The organism is Nonomuraea sp. AD125B (assembly GCF_041402765.1).
GTDB lineage: Bacteria > Actinomycetota > Actinomycetes > Streptosporangiales > Streptosporangiaceae > Nonomuraea > Nonomuraea bangladeshensis.
In genome coordinates, this window is sequence record NZ_JBGLOU010000002.1 from 890,595 (window position 1) to 912,318 (window position 21,724).

24 protein-coding genes and 1 pseudogene are annotated in these 21,724 nt (G+C 70.3%); 15 read left to right on the top strand and 10 right to left on the bottom strand.

Annotation, left to right across the window (positions count from 1 at the left end; genetic code table 11):
• Window positions 1-71 precede the first annotated feature (71 nt).
• On the bottom strand, window positions 72-416 hold the full coding sequence (locus ACBR40_RS09165; RefSeq protein WP_344207219.1) for a DoxX family protein: 345 nt from the start codon (window positions 414-416) through the stop codon (window positions 72-74).
• Window positions 417-572: 156 nt separating this feature from the next.
• Between ACBR40_RS09165 and ACBR40_RS09170 the strand changes: the two genes are divergently transcribed.
• Window positions 573-1,487: a LysR family transcriptional regulator gene (locus ACBR40_RS09170; RefSeq protein ID WP_371248307.1), complete on the top strand. Its 915-nt coding sequence runs from the start codon at window positions 573-575 to the stop codon at window positions 1,485-1,487.
• A 293-nt stretch (window positions 1,488-1,780) separates the two neighbouring features.
• Here ACBR40_RS09170 and ACBR40_RS09175 read toward each other — a convergent pair whose 3' ends face one another.
• Complete coding sequence (locus tag ACBR40_RS09175) at window positions 1,781-2,041, bottom strand: DUF5360 family protein (protein WP_371248308.1); 261 nt, start codon at window positions 2,039-2,041, stop codon at window positions 1,781-1,783.
• A gap of 64 nt (window positions 2,042-2,105) precedes the next feature.
• Window positions 2,106-2,567, bottom strand: coding sequence for a TetR/AcrR family transcriptional regulator (locus ACBR40_RS09180; RefSeq protein ID WP_344207217.1), 462 nt, complete (start codon window positions 2,565-2,567; stop codon window positions 2,106-2,108).
• A 415-nt stretch (window positions 2,568-2,982) separates the two neighbouring features.
• Between ACBR40_RS09180 and ACBR40_RS09185 the strand changes: the two genes are divergently transcribed.
• The 4 genes from ACBR40_RS09185 (at window position 2,983) to ACBR40_RS09200 (ending at window position 6,846) form a co-directional block, all read left to right on the top strand.
• Window positions 2,983-3,516 carry a hypothetical protein gene (locus tag ACBR40_RS09185; protein WP_344207216.1) on the top strand — a complete coding sequence of 178 codons (534 nt, stop codon included), beginning with the start codon at window positions 2,983-2,985 and terminating at the stop codon, window positions 3,514-3,516.
• Window positions 3,517-3,525: 9 nt separating this feature from the next.
• On the top strand, window positions 3,526-4,545 hold the full coding sequence (locus ACBR40_RS09190) for a hypothetical protein (RefSeq protein WP_371248309.1): 1,020 nt from the start codon (window positions 3,526-3,528) through the stop codon (window positions 4,543-4,545).
• A 23-nt stretch (window positions 4,546-4,568) separates the two neighbouring features.
• Window positions 4,569-5,903, top strand: a complete 1,335-nt coding sequence (locus ACBR40_RS09195) for a Dyp-type peroxidase (RefSeq protein ID WP_344207214.1) — start codon at window positions 4,569-4,571, stop codon at window positions 5,901-5,903.
• Between the two features lie 67 nt (window positions 5,904-5,970).
• Complete coding sequence (locus ACBR40_RS09200; RefSeq protein WP_371248310.1) at window positions 5,971-6,846, top strand: bile acid:sodium symporter; 876 nt, start codon at window positions 5,971-5,973, stop codon at window positions 6,844-6,846.
• A 27-nt stretch (window positions 6,847-6,873) separates the two neighbouring features.
• Here the strand turns inward: ACBR40_RS09200 and ACBR40_RS09205 are convergent, their stop codons facing one another.
• A complete protein-coding gene (locus ACBR40_RS09205) occupies window positions 6,874-7,311 on the bottom strand; it encodes an integrase core domain-containing protein (protein ID WP_371248311.1) in 438 nt (145 codons plus the stop codon).
• Window positions 7,312-7,654: 343 nt separating this feature from the next.
• On the opposite strand from ACBR40_RS09205, the gene ACBR40_RS09210 reads away from it, so the two are divergent.
• Window positions 7,655-9,049 carry a DNRLRE domain-containing protein gene (locus ACBR40_RS09210; protein WP_371248312.1) on the top strand — a complete coding sequence of 465 codons (1,395 nt, stop codon included), beginning with the start codon at window positions 7,655-7,657 and terminating at the stop codon, window positions 9,047-9,049.
• Between the two features lie 223 nt (window positions 9,050-9,272).
• The gene (locus tag ACBR40_RS09215; protein ID WP_371248313.1) at window positions 9,273-10,685 is read left to right on the top strand and encodes an FG-GAP repeat domain-containing protein; all 1,413 of its coding nucleotides are present in this window, start codon (window positions 9,273-9,275) and stop codon (window positions 10,683-10,685) included.
• A 111-nt stretch (window positions 10,686-10,796) separates the two neighbouring features.
• Here the strand turns inward: ACBR40_RS09215 and ACBR40_RS09220 are convergent, their stop codons facing one another.
• Both ACBR40_RS09220 and ACBR40_RS09225 read right to left on the bottom strand, forming a co-directional pair.
• A complete protein-coding gene (locus ACBR40_RS09220) occupies window positions 10,797-11,303 on the bottom strand; it encodes an AAA family ATPase (protein WP_371248314.1) in 507 nt (168 codons plus the stop codon).
• Between the two features lie 392 nt (window positions 11,304-11,695).
• Window positions 11,696-12,622, bottom strand: coding sequence for an oxidoreductase (locus ACBR40_RS09225; RefSeq protein ID WP_371248315.1), 927 nt, complete (start codon window positions 12,620-12,622; stop codon window positions 11,696-11,698).
• Between the two features lie 102 nt (window positions 12,623-12,724).
• Between ACBR40_RS09225 and ACBR40_RS09230 the strand changes: the two genes are divergently transcribed.
• A complete protein-coding gene (locus ACBR40_RS09230; protein ID WP_371248316.1) occupies window positions 12,725-13,354 on the top strand; it encodes a TetR/AcrR family transcriptional regulator in 630 nt (209 codons plus the stop codon).
• A gap of 302 nt (window positions 13,355-13,656) precedes the next feature.
• Here the strand turns inward: ACBR40_RS09230 and ACBR40_RS09235 are convergent, their stop codons facing one another.
• The gene (locus ACBR40_RS09235; protein WP_371248317.1) at window positions 13,657-14,313 is read right to left on the bottom strand and encodes a TetR/AcrR family transcriptional regulator; all 657 of its coding nucleotides are present in this window, start codon (window positions 14,311-14,313) and stop codon (window positions 13,657-13,659) included.
• An 88-nt stretch (window positions 14,314-14,401) separates the two neighbouring features.
• On the opposite strand from ACBR40_RS09235, the gene ACBR40_RS09240 reads away from it, so the two are divergent.
• From ACBR40_RS09240 to ACBR40_RS09260, 5 genes are all read left to right on the top strand, one after another.
• On the top strand, window positions 14,402-15,136 hold the full coding sequence (locus ACBR40_RS09240; protein ID WP_371248361.1) for an SDR family NAD(P)-dependent oxidoreductase: 735 nt from the start codon (window positions 14,402-14,404) through the stop codon (window positions 15,134-15,136).
• Between the two features lie 5 nt (window positions 15,137-15,141).
• Complete coding sequence (locus ACBR40_RS09245; RefSeq protein WP_344207204.1) at window positions 15,142-15,459, top strand: SMR family transporter; 318 nt, start codon at window positions 15,142-15,144, stop codon at window positions 15,457-15,459.
• Between the two features lie 531 nt (window positions 15,460-15,990).
• The gene (locus tag ACBR40_RS09250; RefSeq protein ID WP_371248318.1) at window positions 15,991-16,395 is read left to right on the top strand and encodes a hypothetical protein; all 405 of its coding nucleotides are present in this window, start codon (window positions 15,991-15,993) and stop codon (window positions 16,393-16,395) included.
• The gene (locus ACBR40_RS09255; RefSeq protein ID WP_371248319.1) at window positions 16,355-17,509 is read left to right on the top strand and encodes a WD40 repeat domain-containing protein; all 1,155 of its coding nucleotides are present in this window, start codon (window positions 16,355-16,357) and stop codon (window positions 17,507-17,509) included. Before ACBR40_RS09250 ends, ACBR40_RS09255 begins: the two co-directional genes overlap by 41 nt.
• 463 nt (window positions 17,510-17,972) lie before the next feature.
• Window positions 17,973-18,218 (top strand): hypothetical protein, encoded by a 246-nt coding sequence (locus tag ACBR40_RS09260; protein WP_371248320.1) that lies wholly within the window; start codon window positions 17,973-17,975, stop codon window positions 18,216-18,218.
• 249 nt (window positions 18,219-18,467) lie between these two features.
• Here ACBR40_RS09260 and ACBR40_RS09265 read toward each other — a convergent pair whose 3' ends face one another.
• Complete coding sequence (locus tag ACBR40_RS09265) at window positions 18,468-19,139, bottom strand: SDR family oxidoreductase (protein ID WP_371248321.1); 672 nt, start codon at window positions 19,137-19,139, stop codon at window positions 18,468-18,470.
• 72 nt (window positions 19,140-19,211) lie between these two features.
• Here ACBR40_RS09265 and ACBR40_RS09270 point away from each other — a divergent pair, with 72 nt between their 5' ends.
• Window positions 19,212-19,727, top strand: a complete 516-nt coding sequence (locus ACBR40_RS09270) for a TetR/AcrR family transcriptional regulator (RefSeq protein ID WP_371248322.1) — start codon at window positions 19,212-19,214, stop codon at window positions 19,725-19,727.
• Window positions 19,728-19,824: 97 nt separating this feature from the next.
• Window positions 19,825-20,205 (top strand): annotated as a pseudogene (locus ACBR40_RS09275) (LuxR C-terminal-related transcriptional regulator); the annotation flags it as partial.
• Between the two features lie 275 nt (window positions 20,206-20,480).
• Here the strand turns inward: ACBR40_RS09275 and ACBR40_RS09280 are convergent.
• Together ACBR40_RS09280 and ACBR40_RS09285 are read right to left on the bottom strand one after the other, a co-directional pair.
• On the bottom strand, window positions 20,481-20,882 hold the full coding sequence (locus ACBR40_RS09280) for a hypothetical protein (RefSeq protein ID WP_371248324.1): 402 nt from the start codon (window positions 20,880-20,882) through the stop codon (window positions 20,481-20,483).
• 8 nt (window positions 20,883-20,890) lie between these two features.
• Window positions 20,891-21,724 (bottom strand): NAD(P)-dependent oxidoreductase, encoded by an 834-nt coding sequence (locus tag ACBR40_RS09285; RefSeq protein ID WP_371248325.1) that lies wholly within the window; start codon window positions 21,722-21,724, stop codon window positions 20,891-20,893.

Sequence of the window (21,724 nt, forward strand, 5' to 3'; positions counted from 1 at the left end):
CCGTGAGTGTCGCAGGGCTTCCGTCTGGAGGCGTGGCCGTGGTGCACGTACGGCCCCATGCCGGCGGGAGGTCAGCTCAGCCCCAGGAGCAGGGTGGCCACGACCGGGGCGAGGTACAACACGGGGAAGACAACCGTTTTGTGCGAACGGGCCCTCAGCACCGTGACGACGGCGCCGAGGAAGTACACCACCAGACCTATCCCGGCAGCCACACCGATCGCGGGCACCGCCAGGCCGACGAGCAAACCGACCGCGCCCGCAGCCTTGGCCGCTCCCAGCCACGGCCACCACGACTTGGGAACGCCGTACTCGACCAGCGGCTTGGCGACGAAGTCCGCTTGACGCAGCAGCGAGAAGCCTGAGAAGCCGACCCAGGCGGCGGTCAGAACGGTGACGACGATGAGGGTGGTGGACATCAAATCTCCTGTAGCGACGTGGTGCATCACGGTCACTCGTACGGACCGTGCGAGCGTGCCGGCAATGCGGTACCAGGTTCGCGCCTGCCCTCGCGGTGAACAACGACGATTCCGGCCACGGTTCGTTGAGCGATAGATTCACGATCGGGAGGCGGGATGGAACTGCGCGACATCGAGATTTTTCTGGCGCTGGCCGAAGAACTGCACTTCGGCCGTACCGCGGAACGCCTGCACGTGACGCCGTCGCGGGTGAGCCAGGCAATCAAGAAGCAGGAGCGCCGGATCGGTGCCGCGTTGTTCGATCGCAGCAGCCGGCACGTGGAGCTGACCCCGATCGGTCGTCGGCTCTTCGAGGACCTCCAGCCCATGTACCTCGGCATGCGCGAGGGCATCGACCGTGCCACCCGCGCCGCTCGGGGCAAGACGCAAGTCCTGCGCATCGGCATGATCAACGCCAACCACGAGGACCTGCGTCCGCTGCTGGACGCCTTCGAGGCCCGCCGCCCCACCTGCGACCTCAACATCCGCTACGTCGGTTTCAACGATCCCTTCGGGCCGGTGCGGACCGGGGCCGTCGATGTGCAGGTCGCCTGGCTGCCCGTCCGGGAGGCCGATCTCACCGTGGGCCCGGTCGTCTACATCGAGCCGGTGGTCCTGGCCGTCGGTGTCGGTCACCGGCTGGCCGCGCGAGCATCGGTCTCGTACGAGGATCTGGCCGATGAGGTGGTCATGGGGGGCGCGCGGCCCGACTACTGGCGTGAGGCGCTCGTCCCCCGGCGTACGCCGACGGGAAGGCCGATCCCCGTCGGTCCTGTCGCCAACAACTCGGCCGAGATGCTGCCCCTGCTCTCCAACGGCGAGGCCGTCTCTCCCGCCCATGCCCACGCCGCCCGCTACTTCCCCCGTCCTGACATCGCCTATATACCGATCCGCGACGCACCGCCCGCTCAGTGGGCGCTGATCTGGCGCACGGCCGCGCAGTCCGAGTTGATTCAGGACCTCGTCAGCACCGCGCACCATCTCGGCGCGATCACGTCCCCCGAACTCGAAGCTCTCGCCCCCCGCCCCTGAACGGTCGGCCACCGTCGCGGGTGTCGCCGGCATTCGGCACCGTCTCCGCTGAGCTGCGACTACAGCAGCCCGACCGGGAGTGGTCACCGGAGCAGCCGATTCAAGGGCGCTGCGCGGACTTGCGCTCCGATTACTTCTAATGATCCCATCTGCGGATGTAAGTGACGGATGGGACAGGACGAGCTCGCACCAGGCGCTCCAGGCCTTCGTCTGGTCGGTGGGCTGCCGCTACTGCAGCCCGGAGGGCTGGCGCAACCAGCAGTTGGCCCGAAACCTGGTTCTCCACGTTCGACTCACGCCGCCGCAACACGGGCATGCCAGCCCTCCGAACGCTCGCGACGCCGGCGCTGCTGTCGATCGGCCGCCGCGCTCGTGGTCGTACGAGTCAAGACGACGAGCGCCGGCAACGGGAACAGCAGGAGGAACAGGTTGGGCAGCCACCAGGTGAGGGTGAAGTCACCGCGTAGCGCCCAGAAGGCGACTGCTGAAGGCCCGCCGTGCTGGTCATGGTGAGGGACACGGTCATCAGAGGCCGCGACGAGGACGTGGTGCACAGAGTGGCCGGCCCGGTCAGGCTCGCGGCCAGGTCGAGCAGGACGAACGAGGCGTTTCAGTCGGTCAGGATCGGGTTGGTGTAGTCCTGGTCAGCCGTGCCATCCACCATCCGTCGACGGCCAGCCGGACGAGGTAGGCCGTGCTCGGGTCGAGGCCGTCGTCGGCGAGCCTGTCCTGCCAAGCCTCGTAGCGGCGCCGGAACGCGTCGAGTACCTCCGGGCCGCCGGACAGGGCGGCGAGCAGGGCCACTGCCACCTGGTCGGTGTGCGCCCGTGCCGGGATATCAGTGTCGGGGATGGTGGCGTCCAGCCAGGCTCGGATGAAGGAGCCGGGCGGTGATCCCGTCGGCGGCAGCTCGGCCTGAAACCGTTCCACCTGACGGTCGAGCACCCCCTCGAGCAGCGCTTGCTTGGACTTGAAGTGATGGAGCAGGCCGCCCTTGCTGACTCCGGCCTGCGCCGCGACCGCGTCGAGCCGGATCGCGTCCGCCCCTCCGGAGGTCAGCAGGCGCTCGACGGAGTCCAAAATTCGATCTCCGTGCCGCGACCGTCGCGGAGGCGCGGGCATAGCCGATGCGGACGTGCCCGGACGGCCCGGCGCCCGGCGCGACGGGGCGGGCAGCTCGATCCAGAGCGTGCCCGGCTTGCGGACCGGTGGGGTGGCCACGGTGAGCGCCCTCAATCCGCCATCTGTCCGCATCGACCTACGAAAGCGGCGCGCGAACTGGACACGCCAGGCCGGAAGCGATGTTTCATAGGCGGTCGCTTGAGAAACATCGGCAGCTTCAGTCGGCCGCCAGGCGTTGGTGCATTCGACGCACGCCGCTGCCTGCTTCGAACGGCCATGGTTGTCACTCTCCGTGTCGTGCTATGAGACGATGGCCGGAGTCAGGTTGCTTGAGCCGTTCCTCCCCGTGAGTACGACGATGGAGAGGGTGGCCATGGAGATCAGGCCGCAGGCGGTCGTCATCCCCAAGGAGACCGACCATCTGGAGCAGGGGAAGTACGGGCCTGTCTTCCCGCGAAGCCCCGCGTGTTACGGGTTCACCATCATCGCCAGGGTCAAGCCAGGACGGGCCGATGCGATTCGGGGCTACGGCTACACGCTCGCCCAGGCGCTGGAGGACGACCCTCACCTGCTGGCTCCCTTGAAGCTGCACTATCTGCGCTGGGTGCTGTTCGACGACGATACCCGCTTCATGTACCAGGGGATCTTCGACACCGACTTCGACAAGTACACCGAGGACGCCATCGCGCTGTTCACGAGGGCGGGAGTGAACACGGCCTTCGAGAACCTCGAGGGCTTCCCCGAGGACTGGAAGACCAACCCGGAGGCGTTCGTCAGGTTCGTCCGCGAGCATCACTGCCCGAGCTTCATCGAGTACGGCGAGTACCCGTACGTGACGGCCGACGAGATCAAGAAGGCGCTGCGGATCAAGAGCGCCCTGTCGGAGATGCTCGACCAGCTGCAGTGAGGAGATCAGATGAGTGAGTTCACGACGGCGCGCACCTACAACCAGAACCACGTGCCGCGCCCGTACGCCGCCGGCCGCCGGCGGTTGAGCATCTACGTCGCATGGAGCTTCCCGGCCGAGGCTGGCAGGGACGTGGCCGAGCTGGACAACCGGTTCTCCACGATGACCGAGGTGCGTCGTGTGCAGTGGCCCGCCTACGAGGACCCGCAATGGTCCGACCCCCTGCGCTTCCAGCAGGGCATCGCGGGCGGGCTGGAGCTGTTCTTCTGGGGCTGGCTGCCGTTCCAGCAGTTCGTCCAGGAGGCCACCGGATATCCCGTGCCGGTGTATCAACGCGTCGACCAGGCCGGTTTCCACACGCCGCTGGACGAACGGGTACTGGCCGACACCGACACCCTGTTCGTGTGGGGGCTGGACCACATGATCACCGGGCAGGACGCCACTCCCGGCGAGATCGAGGCGCTGCGCGACTTCCTCACCCGCGAGGGGACGTGCCTGGCCCTGGGTCCGCATCACGACGTCGGAGCGACGGACGACATGGCGATGCGCGACGTGGAGTACCACCATCACGGCGACGCCCTGGTGCCGCGCCAGCAGCGCTTCGGCAGGTACACCCGGTCGCTGATGGCGGGGCTGGGGGTGCCGGTGGAGAACCGGCACGGGCTGCGTCCCGCGGTGCAGCAGGAGGGCAAGAGCGTCCCGCTGTCCATCGCCAGGGACCTGGACACCAAGGGGTGGCTGGAAGGCGTGTCCCACTTCAACTTCCACATGCATCTCCCCCACTACGCCGTGACCACCGACGACCCCGACGCCGTCCGGGTGCTGGGCCGGCAGCCGATCGACCTGTCCCGGCCGACGCACCCGTTCGTCGAGGCCGGGAACACCGAGTTCAACATGTTCCTGTGGATGCCTGCTCGCGGCGACCGGGCCGGGGACATCATCCTCGCCGACTCCACGATCTTCAGCTCGCTGTTCGGCGTGGACGACAGCCTGCGCGCCTTCTGGAACAACCTCGTCTCAGCCAAGTGACACCGGAAGGAGGCGAGGCGGCGGTGAGCGAGCCGGCAGGCGTCACACTCGACCTGGACGACATTCAACGCGGCGTCCTCAGCCCGCGGCCGACCCCGTACGCGGCCACCTACATCCTGTTCCGCATCGACGACCGCGCGCAGGGGCGGGAACTGATGCGGCGGGTGAGCGCCGTGGTGACCTCCGCCGCCGCCTCGATGAGCCCTCTGGGGGAGACCTGGGTCAGCGTCGCGCTCACGTATCACGGCCTCAAGGCCCTCGGCGTACCCCAGGACTCCATGGACACCTTCGCGTGGGAGTTCCGGCAGGGCATGGCCGCACGCGCCGACGCCCTGGGCGATGCCGGCGACAGCGGCCCCGCCCACTGGGAACCTCCGCTCGGCTCGGCCGATGTGCACGTGGTCCTGGTGGCGCTCGCGCCCGACAGCACCCGGCTGGAGGCGGCCGTCGATCACGCCCGTCCGGCTTACGAGGCCCTGCCGGGCGTGACGGCGATCTGGCGGCAGAACTGCCACGCGCTGCCCACCGAGACCGAACCCTTCGGCTACCGCGACGGCGTCAGCCAGCCCGCCATCGAGGGCAGCGGCGTCGCCGGGTCGAACCCGCTGGAGGTGCCGCTCAAGGCGGGCGAGTTCGTGCTCGGCTACCCCGACGAGCTCGGCGGCACCCAGACGCCGCAGCCCGACGTACTCGGACGCAACGGCACCTACGTGGCCTTCCGCAAGCTGCATCAGCGGGTCGCGCTGTTCCGGCGCTACCTGAGGGACAACGCCGCCGGCCCGCAGGACGAGGAACTGCTGGCGGCCAAGATGATGGGGCGCTGGCGCAGCGGCGCGCCGCTGGCCCTCTGTCCGGATCACGACGACCCGGCCCTCGGCGCCGACGCCGCGCGCCGCAACGCCTTCCTCTACCAGCACGACGACCCGGCGGGCTTCAGCACTCCCGGCGGCTGCCACATCCGCCGGGGCAACCCTCGCGACGCGGCGGTGGCCGGAGTGCCGCGGTTGCACCGCATGATCAGACGCGGCACCGTCTACGGGCCGCCGCTGCCCGACGGCGTCCTGGACGACGACGGCGCCGACCGCGGACTGATGTTCGCCTTCATCGGCGCCCATCTCGGCCGGCAGTTCGAGTTCGTCCAGACCGAATGGATGAACGACGGCGTCTTCTTCGGCGCGGGATCGGCCAGGGATCCCCTGACCGGCTCGGCCGACGGCTCCGGCGATTACACCATCCCCCGCCGTCCCTTCCGGCGGCGCCTGACCGGCCTGCCGCGCTTCGTCGTCACACGTGGCGGCGAATACTGCTTCCTGCCCAGCCTGAGCGCGCTGCGCTGGCTCGGCGACCTCACCGACTGACCTCGCGCGCTGACTCGCGGGCCGACCACGCGGGGCGTCGCCCCCGGTACGACGATCGGGAGTTGTCATGGACACGCTGCAGCTGCTGTTCAACGCCGTCACGGTCATCTTCATCGCGGTCACCATGTTCGCCGCCGGGCTGGGCGCGACGCTGCCGGCGCTGCGCGCCGTCGTGGTGGACGTCCCGCTGCTCGTGCTGGTGCTCCTGGCCAACCTGGTCGTTCTGCCGCTGCTCGGCTGGGGGGTCGCCGTGCTGTTCGGCCTGCCCTCGGCGGCGTTCGTCGCGCTGCTCCTGATCGCCTCCTCACCGGGCGGACCGTTCGGCGCGAAACTCGGCATGGTGCAGAACGGGGATGTGGTCGCCGGGGCCGCCATGCAGGTCCTGCTGGCCGCGATCGGCAGCATCACCTTCGGGCCCACCGCGAACATCGTCCTTCAGGCGACCGGCGCCGGCGGCGCAGTCGCACTCGACGTTCCGGTGCTGATGCTGACCGTCGTGATCCTCCAGCTCGTGCCGTTCACCGTCGGACTGCTCGTGCGACACTACGCTGCGGCCACTGCACTGGCCTGGCAACCGGTGGCCGCCAGGACCTCCAACATCACCTTTCTCATCGTGCTGGCGGGCATGCTCGCAGGCAACTGGCGCGACGTCGTCGCGCTGATCGGCTCACGCAGCCTGCTGGCGGGCTTCGTCTTCTCCGGCCTCGCCCTCCTGCTCGGCACGGCCCTGGCCACCGGGCCTCCGGTACGCCGTACCACCATGGGCACGGTCGCGGCGGTGCGCAACGTGGGGCCAGCGCTGGCTGCCGTCGGTCTGGCCTTCGGCAACGCGCCGGCCGTCCTGGGAGCGCTCGCTGCCGTCCTGCTCAGCGGCCTGGCCGCAGCCATTCCTGCCGCCGCGGTGCTCAGTCGCCGCCGCGCGTCCCTGCACGAAGAGCCCTGACAGGAAACGGCGGGTTCGATGGAGACCTCAGCGGTTGATTGCTAGGGCTTCGTTGGGTCGGTGCTGGGCGTAGGAGATGGTTTCGAACTCCTCGGGCGGGAGGTGTCCGATGGCTGAGTACGGGCGGATGCTGTTGAACCAGGCCACCCATTCAGCGGTGACCAGTTCCACGTCGGCCAGACTGCGCCACGGGCCTCGGGGTTTGATCAGTTCGATCTTGTAGAGGCCGATCTGCGATTCCACCAGGGCGTTGTCGAGCGCGTCGCCGACCGTGCCGATGGACGCGTCGATGCCGGCCGCCAGCAGAATCGCGGTGCGGCGGCGTAGGAGCAGGGCACGCAGAGCTCGATAGACGAGTGTGCGCTGGACCATCTGAGCGCCGGCGGCAGCCTCGTCGTTCCGTCGCGGGACCGGCTCGGCCGCTCGCCGCAGGAGCTGATCGCGATCGTCACCGGGCGTGCGCAAAGCGCGGCATCGTGTTCCGCTTGTTGCACGAGGCACCACCACCCCCGGGCGGCCGACTGATCTTCCGTGTCATCGCCGAAGGCACCGAGACCGGCCAGCGCCCCAACTCGAACCTGGCACCCCGGGCCAATAAGCTCAACTACCGCAAATGGTGACTTATGCCACATCACCCATAATTCACGATATTCGCCCACCGGCAGTGATATCCCTGTGATCTAGCCCGATTCCTGTACGGGGCAACAAGCAGGGATCCGGGCTCAGGGAAACGGGGGAACGAGCGAGTGCCCACTCGCGGATCGGTCGCGCCCTCATCCCTTTCCATACCATTACGAATGGGAGTTGCATGCGATTCTCCGCATCCGTCGGGCGGCTGGCGCTCGGGCTGACCACTGTCGCCGCGCTCACCGCGGCCACCAGCTTCGAGGCCGTGGCTGCCGTGGAGCCGAGCCCGGAGGCGGCCGCGTCCGCTCAGGCCGCGAAGACCGGCGAGGCCGTGGCCGTGCCGAGCCTGACCGACGAGACCAGCACCACCGTCGCCAACCCCGACGGCAGCTTCACCGCCACCATCACCTCCGGCCCGTCCAACGTCCGGATGGCGGACGGCACCTGGAAGGCCGCCGACCCCACGCTGGAGGCCCAGGGCTCGGTGCTCAAGCCTCGCGTGTCCGAGGTCAAGGTCGAGGTCTCGGCCGGGGGCGACGGTCCGCTGGCCAAGCTCGTCGACGCCGAGGGCCGCGTGTTCGCGCCCCGGTGGCCCACGCCTCTGCCCAAGCCGTCGGTGAAGGGCAACGTCGCCACCTTCACCAACGCGGCCGGTCAGGGGGCCGACCTCGTGGTGACCGTGCTGCCGACCGGATTCCGGTACGACGTCGTGCTGCGCGAGAAGCCCGCGGGGCCGCTGGAGCTGCGCATTCCTGTGGACACCCAGGGAGTGGACCTCCGGGCCGACGCCGACGGGGGCCTGGAGTTGAGGAGCGCCGACGGCAAGGTGGCCGCCGCCGCGGCGCAGCCGCTCATGTACGACGCCACCGGGCGCGGCAAACCGCGCGGCGGCGCGGTCTCCAAGGTCACCGGCACGGTCGAGACGCAGAACGGGGTAAAGGTCCTGGTCCTGAAGCCGGACGCCTCGTACCTCGCCGACCCCGCCCGCGCCTACCCTGTGATCATCTCTCCGGCGATCACCCTGCCCGGCGTCGTCACCGACACCGACGTGGCCACCTCCTGGGCCTCCCACCCGGGCGACGCTATGATCATCGCCGGCACCATGCCGTGGGAGAACGGCGAGGGCGGCGACATCATGCGCAGCCTGGTCAAGTTCGACACCCGGAAGATCACCGGCAAGCGCGTCATCCTGGCCGGCCTCGGCATGTGGAACCTGGAGACCAACGCCTGCGGGATCGCGGTCGGCTCCGGCCTCACCGCCGAGCGCGTCACCAGCCCCTGGGACGAGACCGACCTGAACTGGGACAACAAGCCCACCACCACGCGCCAGGGCGCCAGCACCACCCGCGTGGGCCGCGGCCGGACCTGGACCGAGCCCTGCGCCGCGGGCGCCGGCTACCTCGCGTGGCCGGTGACCGACATCGCCAAGGCATGGGCCGGCGGCGCCCCCAACTACGGCATCCAGCTGCGCGGCGCGGACGAGACCGAGAAGACCAACTGGCGCGCGTTCGCCGCCTCGGAGAACCCGGACGCGGGCGTGAAGCCGCCGACCCTCACGGTCGTCTACTGGCGCTGACGCCTCCGCCGACGTTCCACCCTTTCAGACGCCGCCGCCCGCCCCGCGGGCGGCGGCGCCCTTGTTCCCCGACGTTCCCCCGACCCCGTTGACGCCGGGAGCAGTGCGCCGAAGGCACAGGCGGCGACCCCAGGCCTGACCAGTTCGGCGCGTCTGTCCGCTTCGGCAGTCGTCGCCAGTCAGCCTCAACCCGGCCACAAGGCGCAAGCGGAATCCTCGGCCCATGCGCGTGAACAAGATCGTCTGGTCGGCCGCGGCGCTCGCGGTGGCCGTCGGGCTCACCACACCCGCCGCACCCGCCGCGGCGGCGCCTGCCATCACCGTCAAGAGCGACTTCAACGGGGACGGTTACAACGATGTCGCCGTCGGCATGCCCCTCTATCCGGGCTATGCCGGCACCGACAACACCGGGATGATCGCCGTCCTGTACGGCGGCCCGAACGGGCTCAGCGGCGCCAAACAGCTCATCCGGCCCACACCCGGCTGCTCGGGTGAGTCGGCCGGCGTGTGCCACGGCTGGGGGAAGGGGCTGGCCGCGGGCGACGTCGATGGCGACGGCAGGACCGACCTGGTCACCGCGGGCTACCGTGAGCGGCACACGTTCTCCTGGACCTCGGCGGGCGTCACCCGACAGGGCGGCTCCAGCCCGTCGTACTACCGGGGGCTGACCGTCGGCAACGCCGACAGTGACCCGCGGACCGACGTCGTGGGGCTGTTCGCCCCGGGTTACTACTCCGTCTTCGGCGGCTGGTACAACGGTGGCGCATTCGAGAAGGCCGCGTTCGGCACCTCCACGCCCCCCAGCGGCCCCATGCTGCAGTCGACTCTGCTCGGCACTGTGAACGGCGACGACATCATGGAGGCGATCGTGCTGGTCGCCCCGTTCGTCGGTCACTCCAACGGTGCGCTGTGGTACATCGACAACCCGCGCGACCCGACGCACACCCCCATGCTCATGGGCAGCACGGCGGCCTGCGACACCCCCGACGCGACCAAGCCCGTCTGCACCAGGAACGACTCGCAGCTCGGCCTCGGCGACGTGAACGGCGACGGCTACCGCGACGTCGTCATGGTGACGCCGAGCACCGGCACGGTGCACGTCTGGTACGGCTCCTACTACGGCGCCGGCATGTACCAGCCCGGCTTCACGGCCCGCAACCTGTCCTGGCTGACCACGCTCGGGTCCACCGACATCACCGTCACCGTCGGCGACGTCAACGGCGACGGCCGCGGCGAGATCGCCGTCGGCCTGCCCAAAGCGACCATCGCGGGCAAAGCGGCCGCGGGAGCCGTCGCCCTTATCCCCGGGACCGCCTCGGGCCCGGACGTCTCCGCTGCCCAGATCCTCACCCAGGACGGCATCGCCCCACCCGGCACGGCGCCTTCGGCCGATCCGATCGCCGAGGAGTCCGTGACGGACGACCGCATGGGCGAAGCCGTCTCGATCATCGACGTCACCGCCGACGGCAAGGGCGAGCTGATCATCGGCGTACCCGGCAAGAACGGCGGCAGGGGCATGCTCGCGGTGCTTCCCGGCACTGCCACCGGGGTCGCGTCTGCTGCGCAGTCCGTGCACGCGATTCCCACCGGGGTGAGCGCCGCGGATGCCCGCTTCGGCGCCGTCATGCTGAAGTAGCGCCACTGCGGGCGACGTCGATCCGGGAGGAGGAACAGCGGGGACAAGCAGCAGTGGCGGGTGCTGGTGGTGTTCACGCTGCGCAACGCCGCCCTGTTCGGGAAGGCTTGTTCAGCGCTGTCCTCTTGTGTGGCCTTGACATGCTGAACCGAGAGCCCCGGCCAGGACTGGGGTTCCCGGTTCTTCCCGACAGGTCCATACGTGCGCACGCGAGGAGGTCACAAACAGCAGCAGTCGGCTGTCGCCGATAACCAGGGCGTCGCGGGCGACGTCGATGACATCGGCGCCTGCGGTGGTGCGGTTGATCGTGGCGATGGCCCCAGTGGTAGTGGTGTCCGGGATGTCCAGGCCCAGGTGGGCGAAGGCTGTGGTCATGACGGCGGCCAGGGTGCGGTAGAGGTGGACGAAGCCGATACGGCTGTGGAGCTGCGGATGGCGGGCCAGGCGCTTTCGATGCCCGGGCATGCCGATGAGGATCAGCCCGAGGTTGCTGCGGTCATAGAAGTCGCGGACCTGCTCGATGGCGCGGGTGGTGAGCCGTTCGGACTCATCAATGATGACGAGGCGAGCGCGGCTTGCGCCGTCGCCGGCGTGATCCGAGACGAGCCGTGGTTCCACCCCACGCCTCGAAGAGGCGGTCGATCTCCATGCTCAGGCCGACCCACCGACGTTCCCGAGCCGATCGACCAGACCACGGCACGCTTGAGCACGTCACGCTCGTCTTCCAGCTCGGCGCGTTCCTTGTTCCCCGCCGCGCCCGCCCGGAACTCCGGATCAAAGCGCCGCCACGTGACTGCTGCCACGACCAGACCTCTCCCGTCTCGGTCTCCACGCTACGACGACCGTTTCCGACCCACTCCCGGCGTGTTTCGCCTCGTCCCACCACGTCGTCTCGGATGTCGAGGCTGTTGCGTAGTTGCGCAGCGTGGTCTCTCGGCCATCGACGCCGCAAGCGGCAGGCTGTCCGCCAGAACGCCCCAGCCTCGGGTGGAGACTGTCCCTGGCGAGGGTCACAGGTAGGTGACGCCGGTCAGGCGTTCGGACAGTTGCCACAGCCGGGCGGCCGTGCCGGTGTCGTGGAGGGCGCGTTCGCGGGTGCGGCGTACGGGCTCGCCGCGCAGTTGCAGCGGTCCGTCGGGCACGATGTAGCTGCCGCCGGGCAGGTCCGGCACGGTCGCCGCGTACAGCGAGGTCTTCGCCCCTTCCGGCGTCGGCCGGAAGGCCGCGCGCACCAGCAGGCGCGTGAGGGCCGCGTACAGTGCTCCTCTGCTGCTGTTGGCTCCGCCGGTGAGCACGTTGGTACGGGTGAGCCCGGGGGCGACGGCCATGCTGCGCAGCGCCACTCCGGCGGCCTCGGCCCGGCGCTGGAGTTCCGCGGCGAAGTAGAGGTTGGCCCGCTTGGACTGCACGTAGGCGAACGCCGTGCGATACCCGCGCTCGGCATTGAGGTTGTTCAGGTCGAAGCGGGCGAAGCGCTGGCCCTCGCTGCTGACGATGACCACCCGTGGATCGGGCGCGGCGAGCAGGTGCGGCAGCAGCCGGCCGGTCAGGGCGAAGGTGCCCAGGTGGTTGATGCCGAACTGCGACTCGAATCCGTCCACGGTCCGGGCGTAGGGCACCATCGCCACGCCGGCGTTGTTCACCAGCAGGTCGAGCCTGCCACGGTCCCAGCCGGCGGCGAAGTCCTGGATGGAGGTCAGGCTGCCCAGGTCGACCCGGCGTAGGTCCAGTCGCGCGCCGGGCACCTCGGCCTGCATGCGGGCCAGCGCGAACCGCCCTCGTTCCGGGTCGCGGCAGGCCAGGACGACGTGCGCGCCGCGGCGCGCCAGCTCGCGGGCGGTGACGTAGCCGATGCCGCTGTTGGCGCCGGTCACCACCGCGACACGGCCGGTCTGGTCCGGGATGGAACGCAGGCTCCAAGCGGGAGTGTGGTGCATGATGTGCCGCCTTGAGGGGATGGAGATCGATTTATCGCAACTTCGAGTTGCGATATGGTGATCCTGTCAGCTCGCCCCGGAATATCGCAACTCGGAGTTGCAATGCCGTCCGATTCCTCCGCCGGCCGCCCCGTCGGCCGCGGCGCCAAGGTACGCGCCGCCGTCCACGCCGCCACCCTCGCCGAGCTCGTGGACAAGGGCTACGCCGCCTTGACCGTCGAGAACATCGCCCAGCGCGCCGGAGTCCACAAGACGACGGTGTACCGGCGATGGAAAGATCGCGAGAGCCTGCTCACCGACGCCCTGGCCGAGCACATGGCGACGGACATCCCCGTGCCCGACACCGGATCGCTCGAGACCGATCTGCGGGCCCTGGCCCGCTCGATCGTCCAGGCGTTCAACAGCCCGGCCGGGCAGGCCATCCTCGCCGCCATGTTCACCGGGGCAGCTCACCTCCCGGAGATCGCCGCGGCCCGGCGGCACGTGTTCGACGACCGGCTCGCCAGAGTCCAGCCGGTGGTGACGCGCGCCGTCGAGCGGGGCCAGCTGCCCGAAGGAACCGATCCCGCCGAGTTGCTGAAGACCCTCGCCGCACCGATCTACCTGCGTCTGCTCATCACCGCCGAACCGGTCGACGAGGCCACCGCCGACCAGACGGTCCGCGTCACGCTCGCCGCCGCGCGCGCCGGCGCCCTGCGACCGGTCCGCGACGATCCGCCGGTCGGCGAGTGATCCGGGCCCTGCTTGCTCCATCGCCGTCCGGTCAGCTCCAGCGGGCCGACGGCGTCGAGGTCGTCGATGGTGGGGCGGAGCCGGGCGGCTCGACATGAAAGCTGGCCCGCTGTGGCCTGCGGCAACGGTCTACTTCGGGGCTCATCGCACGGCCCCGAGCACCGCACCGCTTCATCAGGCGCGTCCTACGTCCCGCACCCTGAGGAGGCGCCTTCGAGGGTGGTCGGGCGACCACCGCACTCCGTACAGGGGGATCGTCGCTCAGCGGGGCAGCACAGCCCGCCCCGGCGCGGCCATCTGCGTCACCGCCGGCCTTCGGCGGCTCCGCCGTCCGGTCCTGTCACGCCGGCCAGGAGATCGTCGAGCCCTGCCCGGATGGCCTTCAAGGTGAGCCTCTGCTCTCCGCCGATCCGGTAGGCCAGCAGGTTCGCGGCCAGCGGGGCGAGTAAGGCGTCGGCGAGGTAGGACGCGTCGCGGCCCGGCCTGGCTTCAGCGATAAGGATCGCCAGATGGCGGTGGTAGGCGTGATAGGCCCCACCGAAGCGGGCGAACGGCGCCGCGGTCTCCGCTACGAGCAGGAGGTCGAGTTGGTTGACGGTACGAGTGGCCAGCGCGTGCAAGAACGCGCGGATCCGCTCGGCGGCGGGCGCGCCGGGACCGAGGGGCGGTGGCCCGCCCAGATATGCCGCCTGGAACTCCCGCTCGCGCCGGTCGATGAGCGCGTGGGCGAGGCCGGCCCTGTCGCCGAACCGGCGATAAAGCGTGCCGACGCCCACGCCCGCCGCGGCAGCAACGTCTGCCATGGACAGTGCTTCCACGCCGCGGGCGGCCATGATCTCCTCCGCGGCGGCGAGGATCTTCGCGCGGTTGCGCGCCGCGTCCGCGCGCTCGTCACTGCGCTGATCACTGGACCCGTCGCCCGCGTCGTCCCGCATCGAGGATGGCCGGCTCTGCGTCACGGCGTAAGCCTACCGGGTTGCGATCCGGAATCGATTCCGCTTAACTCTATCCGGAATGAGTTCCGATTTAGCGGGGAAGGTGAACACCATGCTCAATGGACGGGTGGCGCTCGTCACCGGAGGCAGCCGCGGCATCGGCGCGGCAATCGCCCGCCGGCTGGCCGGCGAGGGCGCGGACGTCGCCATCACGTACGCACACGCCTCCGAACGGGCGACTGCCGTGGTGAGGGAGATCGAAGCGATGGGCGTCCGCGGGCTCGCCATGCGGGCAGAGGCGACTGATGCTGCGGCATTGGTCGAGGCAGTCGAGCGCACGGCCGCCACGCTGGGAGGACTGGACATCCTGATCAACAATGCCGGCATCGCCCCGTACGGCCCGCTTGAGGACGTCACGCTGGCGGACGTGGACCGGACGCTGGCCATCCACGCGCGGGCATCGTTCGTGCTCGCCCAGGCCGCCGCGCGGCACATGGGAGATGGCGGGCGGATCATCAGCATCGGCAGCGCCCTGGTCGAGCGGGTGACATCGCCGGGCTGGACCCTGTATTCGATGAGCAAGTCCGCGCTCATCGGGCTCACCAAAGGGCTGGCCCGCGATCTCGGCCCTCGGGGCATCACCGCCAACCTCGTCCACCCTGGTTCGACCGACACCGAGATGAACCCGGCAGACGGGCCGGACGCGCCTGCCGAACGCTCCTACACCGCGCTGGATCGCTACTGCGACCCCGACGACATCGCCGCGACCGTGGCGCACCTGGCCGGACCGGGGGCGCGCAACATCACCGGGGCGTCCATCATCGTGGACGCCGGGACCACGGCCTGACCGCGATGGCCTGGTCGCTTCTGGTTGCCGCCGCCCTGCTGGAGATCGTGTGGGCCGTCGCACTCGAACGGTCCGACGGATTCACCAGGTTCGTCCCCGCGACGGTCGGCGTGATCGCCGCCGTGCTCAGCTTCGTCCTGCTCGCCTTCGCGCTTCGCACGCTTCCGGTCGGCACCGCGTACGCGGTCTGGGTCGGGCTCGGCGCACTCGGCGTCGCACTCGCCGGAATCTTCGTCTTGGGCGAGAGCGCATCCGTGGCACGCCTGGCCTGTCTCCTCCTCATCCTCATCGGCGTGGTGGGCCTCAGACTGCTCGAAGGCTAGAGACAGGCAAGCCTGACATCGGGCGATACAGGAACGACGAAAAGGTATCGAGGATCCGTCTGGGTCACCGTGACCACGCGGCCGCCGGCGTACCCGGCCGTCTCGATGTCGGTGCCGGCGCGGCTGCGGATCGGCGCCCCGAGGTTGACGATGAGCAACGCCGACGGCAATGCTCCGCCGCCATCGCCGGTACTCTTCCCGCTCGTCAGCCAGGACGCCCACCCGCGGATTCGCGGGACGCCGGTCAGTCTCCCCGGTATCCCTCGCGCAGGATCCGCTGCCCTTCCTCAGTTGCCAAGAATCGACGTCGGTCCTCTTCAAGAGCCGCCGAAAGCTGCCGTCTCGCCTCGGCCTCTCGCTGTTGTTCCGCCTTGTGTTCGCCTCCCCCGAGGCGGTGCGCCTGCTGCGCGAGCACGGCTGCGACGCCCGCCCTCTCGACGACGGCTTCCTGTCCTGGCGGCGCGGGACAGAGCCTTGGCGCGCAACGCGGAAGACGCAAACTTTCCCGGCTGACCACACATCCAACGCTCCGTGGAGCCATTGATCGACGGGGACCCTCAGTACCTGGGAACGTACTGGCTGGCCGGGCGGCTCGGCGCGGGCGGCCAGGGGGTGGTCTACGAGGGGTACGCGGAGGACGGCGCCCGCGTCGCGATCAAGGTGCTGCACAGCGACCAGGCCGCCGGCCAGCTGGCCAAGGAGGCCGCGGCGGCCCAGCGGGTGGCGTCGTTCTGCACGGCGCGGGTCATCGAGGCCCGGCTGGAGGGGGCCAGGCCGTACATCGTCAGTGAGTACGTCGCGGGCCCGAGCCTGCGCGCCGCCGTCACCGCGGGCCGCCGTTTCCGCCGACGGGCGGCTGCTCGCCACGGCTACCCGCGACGACATCCAGGTGTGGATGCGGGAAGGCCACTTCCTCACCAAGGTGACGCTTCCTGAGGGCCTGTCGGATGAGACCCTGGCCCAGGGTGCCATCCCCCAGGTCGCCTTCGACGGCCGCGTCCTGCGCTACCTCATGGTGGACCGGGTCATCACCGTGAACCTCGCCGACCTGTCGCCGGCCTCAGGGGGGACGTCCTGGGCGGAGGCCGCGCTGACTCCGGGACGCCTGCTGGGGGCCAAGACCGACGGCCGTGAAGAGGTCCACATGATGACGCCAGGCGGGCCGGGTGAGATCCTTCAGCGCCGGGCCGACGACGATGGGCCGACCGCGCTCGCCCTCAGCCAGGACGGGCGCCTGGCGGCCGTCGGCGGCTCCCGGACGATCTCCGTGCTGGACGTGAACGCCCGGCGGGAGCTGGCCAGGCTGACCCCTGACACCTTCACCACCACCGAACATGTGGCGTTCAGCCCGGACGGGACACGGCTGGCCACGGTGGTGGAGGGGCCGGAGGATGGCGCCGCCCGCACGTACTCGCTGGCGATGTGGGACTGGAAGGCCCGCCGCCTGCTGTGGTCAGACGACGTGCGCCGGGCTCAGGACGTGGAGTTCGCGCCGGACGGCAGGACGCTGGCGGTCGCCACCGACGCCGAGCGCCTCTACGACGCCGCTTCCGGCCGGCCGATCGGCGGCCCGTTCGGCGGCGCGGGCCAGGGCATCACGCTCACCGACGCGGTCTTCACCCGGGACGGCCGGTCGCTGGCCATCGTGGACTCGCGCGGGCGCCTGACCGTCTACGACGTGGCCACCCGCCGCCCGGCCGGGGAGGCGATCAGCGGGAAACTCAGCGGGTACGCGGTCAGATCACCTCGCGAGGACGTCGTCGCGGCGGTCACCCGGGACGACCGGGTGCAGCTGTTCGACTTGGCGGGAAAGGCATCGCTGGGTGTGCTGGCCGACGCCAACCAGGACGGGGTGCGGGCCCTGGCCTTTGCCGCCGACGGTTCGAGGGTGCTGGTGCTCGACGGTAACGGGACGATACGCGAGCAGCTCGTCGAGCCGGGCGCGGTCGCGGCGGCGGTGTGCGCCCGGGCCGGGAACCCGTTGAGCAGGACGGAGTGGGCGCGATACGTCACGGGTGCGCCCTATCGCGAGACCTGCCCTCGACCATGACGGCGCCGGCCTGCCAGAGATCGCTCGCCTCCTAGGCCAGGTGGGTGTGCCGGGCCGACTGGTGGCACATGACGGCTTTTGTTCCGCGGGGACCCCGAAAGCCCCTGTCTGACCGACCTCACCGGGGCTCCCGGGAAATTCCCCGTCCGCCCGGGACAGCGGTCCCTGATCGGGCCGGGTACATCCGACCGCGTGCGTGGCCGTGCTCCCTGGGCGCCCGGGGCGCTCCGGCGGGAAAGTGCTGCCACCGACCCGCGCACCCGAGGAGCATCATGTCCAGCCACGTCGCGCCCAACAACGTCGATCCGCACGAGCCCGTCGTGGCTCACTCCCGCTCGAGCCCGACCCGGACCAGGATCTCCGGTCTCCTGCTGGCCGCCGGAGCCGTCGCCTGGAGCGTCGGCGCCGTGATGTCGGCGACAGGGTTCAGGAAGGCGTCCAGACGCTCGACACCGTCACCGGCATGGTGTTCGTCGCCGGACTGCTCGCGTTCGTGTGGACCGTGCACGTCACGCGCTCCGCCGGCGACGGATGGACCCGCGTGATCCCGGTGGGCCTGATGGCGCTGCTGCCCGGCGCGTTCGTGGCCAACGCGCTGTCCTTCGGCGGTGAGGTCTCGGGGTCGATGGGCAACGGGCTGGTCTGGAACTGGCCGCCGCGGTGGACCAGCAGCTTGCCGTTGCGGCGGCGGAGCCGCCGGTCCGGCTGAGGTACCAGGTGTCGCCCTGGGAGAGCGCGCCCTGGATCTTGGGCTGGACCATGGCGTACGGCTCGGCGGGCTCGCCGCCGGCGAGGGGCCAGGTTCCAGCGGCCCACCCGGCCGCCGGGGGTTGTCGCAGTACTCGCCGGCGCTCAGCCGGCCGGCGCCGCCGCTCTACGATCGCAGCCTCCTCCAGGCCGTCGCGCCGGAAAGCGATCCGCCCGGCTTTCCATCTCGCCCGGCGAAAGGGACGGGATCTCAGGCCGCGAGGCCGGCCTTCACCTGGCGGGTCACGTCGTCGGCGAGGATCTCGCGGGCCCCGGTGGCGATGCCGTCGAGGGCGAGCGCGGCCACGATCGCCGGGTCGGTCTTCTGCTCGGCCGGGACGTGGGCGGCCATGTCGGTGTCCATGTAGGCCACGTGCAGGGCGGAGACGGCGATGCCGCGCGGGGCGAGCTCGTCGCGTACGGCGTTGGTGAGCGCCCAGGCGGCCGCCTTCGCGGCGCTGTAGGCGCCGGCCCCGCCCGGGTGCAGCCAGGAGAGCACGGAGAGCACGTTGAGGATCGCGCCGCCGCCGTTCGCCTCGATGAGCGGGGCGAAGGCGCGGGTCACGCCGAGTGTGCCGAAGTAGTGCGTCTCCATCTCAAGGCGGATCCGGTCGAGGTCGCCGTGGACCAGGGACTGGCCGGTGCTGGAGCCGGCGTTGTTGATCAGCAGGGTGACGTCGGGGGCCGCCTTGGCAGCACGCTCGACCGAGGCCGGATCGGTGACGTCGAGCTGCAGGGGGAAAGCGCCCGGGAGGTCGACGGCGGACGGGTTGCGGGTGCCGGCGTACACCTTGGCGCCGCGCTCGAGCAGTTGCGCGGCGAGGACGCGGCCGAGACCGCGGTTGGCGCCGGTGACGAGGGCTACGGAAGTCGTGAGGTCCATGCCGGTTAGATTACGCCTGACATCTAAATTGAGCAAGGTGATAGATGACATACACCATCTATACTTGACGGCATGGGACGGGTGTCGCAGGCGCAGGCGCGGGAGAACCGCAAGCGGATCGTCGAGACGGCGGCCCGGCTGTTCCGCGAGCGCGGCGTGGCCGGGGTCAGCGTGGCCGACGTGATGGCCGAGGTGGGGCTCACCCACGGCGGCTTCTACAAGCAGTTCGCCTCGAAGGACGCGCTGGTCGCCGAGGCGGTGGCGCAGGCGTTCGGTGAGGCTGGAGAGCGCCTGGCGGCGGCGAGCCGGGAGGACTTCGTCCGGGGATACCTGTCCGCGGAGCACCGCGACCGGCGCGGCGACGGCTGCCCTGCGGCAGGTTTCGGGGGCGATCTCTCGCACGATGACCAGGGGACCGCTGCCGACGCGTACGCGAAAGGCGTTGATCGTTATGCCCGGGAACTGGGCAGCCTCGCCGACGTGGCCACGCTCGTGGGCGCCATCGTGCTCGCCCGCGCCACCGCCGGCACGGAGGTCTCCGACCGCGTGCTCGAGGCCGCCCGCCAGGCGCTGATCAGCGGCGACTGAACTGCTCATCGAGGTGCCGAGCGCCTCCCCGACGTCGGCGAGGTCTGCTGACTCGAAGCTATCGCCGTGCCGACCCGGCGGCACGATGGCGATCACCCACGAGGCGCTGCGCGCCAGCGCCGTCGGGTTCCTGCTGAAGGACACCCCTCCCCGCGACCGCGCGGCCGCCGTCCGCACCGTCGCCGCCGGCAACGCCATGCTCGCCCCCACCGTGACCAGGCGGCTCATCAGCGCGTTCACCGAACGGCGCCACCCCTCCAGGTCCGGCGACGCCCGGCGACTCCTCGGCGAGCTGACCGACCGCGAGCACGAGGTCGTCCTCGCCGTCGCCCGCGGCCTGTCCAACCGGCAGATCGGGCGGGAGCTGGCCATGTCCGAGACGACCGTCAAGGCACACGTCAGCCGCGCGCTGGCCAAACTCCGCCTCACCAACAGGGTGCAGGCGGCGATCCTGGTCCACGAGGCCGGCCTCCTCTGACCCCGTTGCCGTCGAACCCGGAGTCCGTGCTTGCCCCATCGGCGCCAGGTGCGACCTCATCGTCGCATCCCTGCCGCCGGGCCCCGGCCCTCCGAGTGTGTGTCCATGAACGCATCGGCGCGACTGCGCCATCCCAGCAAACGCGAGCAGCCTACGTGCCTGACGTGACGGACCGGCCTTGGAACTGGCTGACCGGCAGGTTCGCTCGGCCGTTGGCGAGGATGACGCCGACGGGGAGCTCGGCTTCGCGTCCGGGCGGTGTGCGGGCGCGTCGGCTACTCCTGAGATGCCGCGCCGAAGCGGAGGAAGCCGGCGATGCGGGGGGAGAACGTGAGCGGGGTCTGCTCGCCGAGCGACGAGCGCAGGCCCGCCGCCACCTCGGCGTCCGGCTCACCGAACACCTCGAAGTGCTCCACCCGGCAGTGCTTCATCACGTCCTGGATGAACGGGTCCGCGAGCTTCCAGTGCAGGCGGACCGCGTCGGAGTCCCGATAGAGCTGGAAGCTGTGCGCGAGCATCCGCTTCTCGTCCACGAAGGTCTGCACCATCAGCTGCGGGCCGTGCTGCTGGGCGAACTCCACGGCTCGGGCGATGGCGGCGCGGAACTCCTCCAGGTGACCGTCGGCGATTCGCATGGTGTTGCGGAAGAGGAGGAGTGTTTCGTCCTGGTGGCTCATAACGCGGTTCAGCCTTCCTTCGCCAGCAGCTCGAACAGGCTCGAGAAGCCCTGTTCGCCGTGGCCGTCGGCGATCCGGCGATCCATCAGCGCGGCCTGGACGCGGAGCGGACCGAGGTCCGGCGGGTGTTCGCCGCTCGCGACCGCCTTGGCGATCCCGGTCAGCAACGGCGGATAGACGGCCAGCGAGCCGGCGAAGCGCTCAGCGAACTCCGTCACATCGCCCCCTTCCGCCCGAACCAGCTTGAGCACGTGCAGAAAGCCGATCAGCATCTCGTAACCCATGGCGACCTGGGCCATGAACTCCACGGCGGCGAAGCCGGGGTCCTCGCCGTGGTAGCCGACGCCGCCCAACACCCGCAGGGCCGACTCGTGGGCGTCGAAGGCGCTGCGGGAACCACTGAGCAGGACGGTGAAGTTCGGTGTGCCGACGTAGGGCGGGTCTCCCATGAGTTTGCCGTCGAGGTACTCGGCGCCGCGCTCACCCGCCCAGCGCTCGGTGGCGCGCGCCTGGGCGGGTGAGCCGCTGGTGAGATTCACCAGCACCTTGCCGGCGACCACGTCATCGACCGAGGCCAGCACTTCGTCGACTGCTGCGCCGTCGAGGAGACAGACCACGACGAGTGGGCTGGCCGCCACCGCCTCCGCGGCCGTGGCGGCCACGGTGGCGCCGACGTCGACCAGCGGCGCGCTCTTGCCTGCCGTTCGGTTCCAGACCGTTGTGCGATATCCGCGCTCGACGAACGCTGTGGCGATCGCCGATCCCATGGTGCCGAGACCGAGCACGGTGACCCGGTTCGCCGCGGTGGTGGGGGTGTCGGTCGTTGCTGTTGTCGTCGTCAT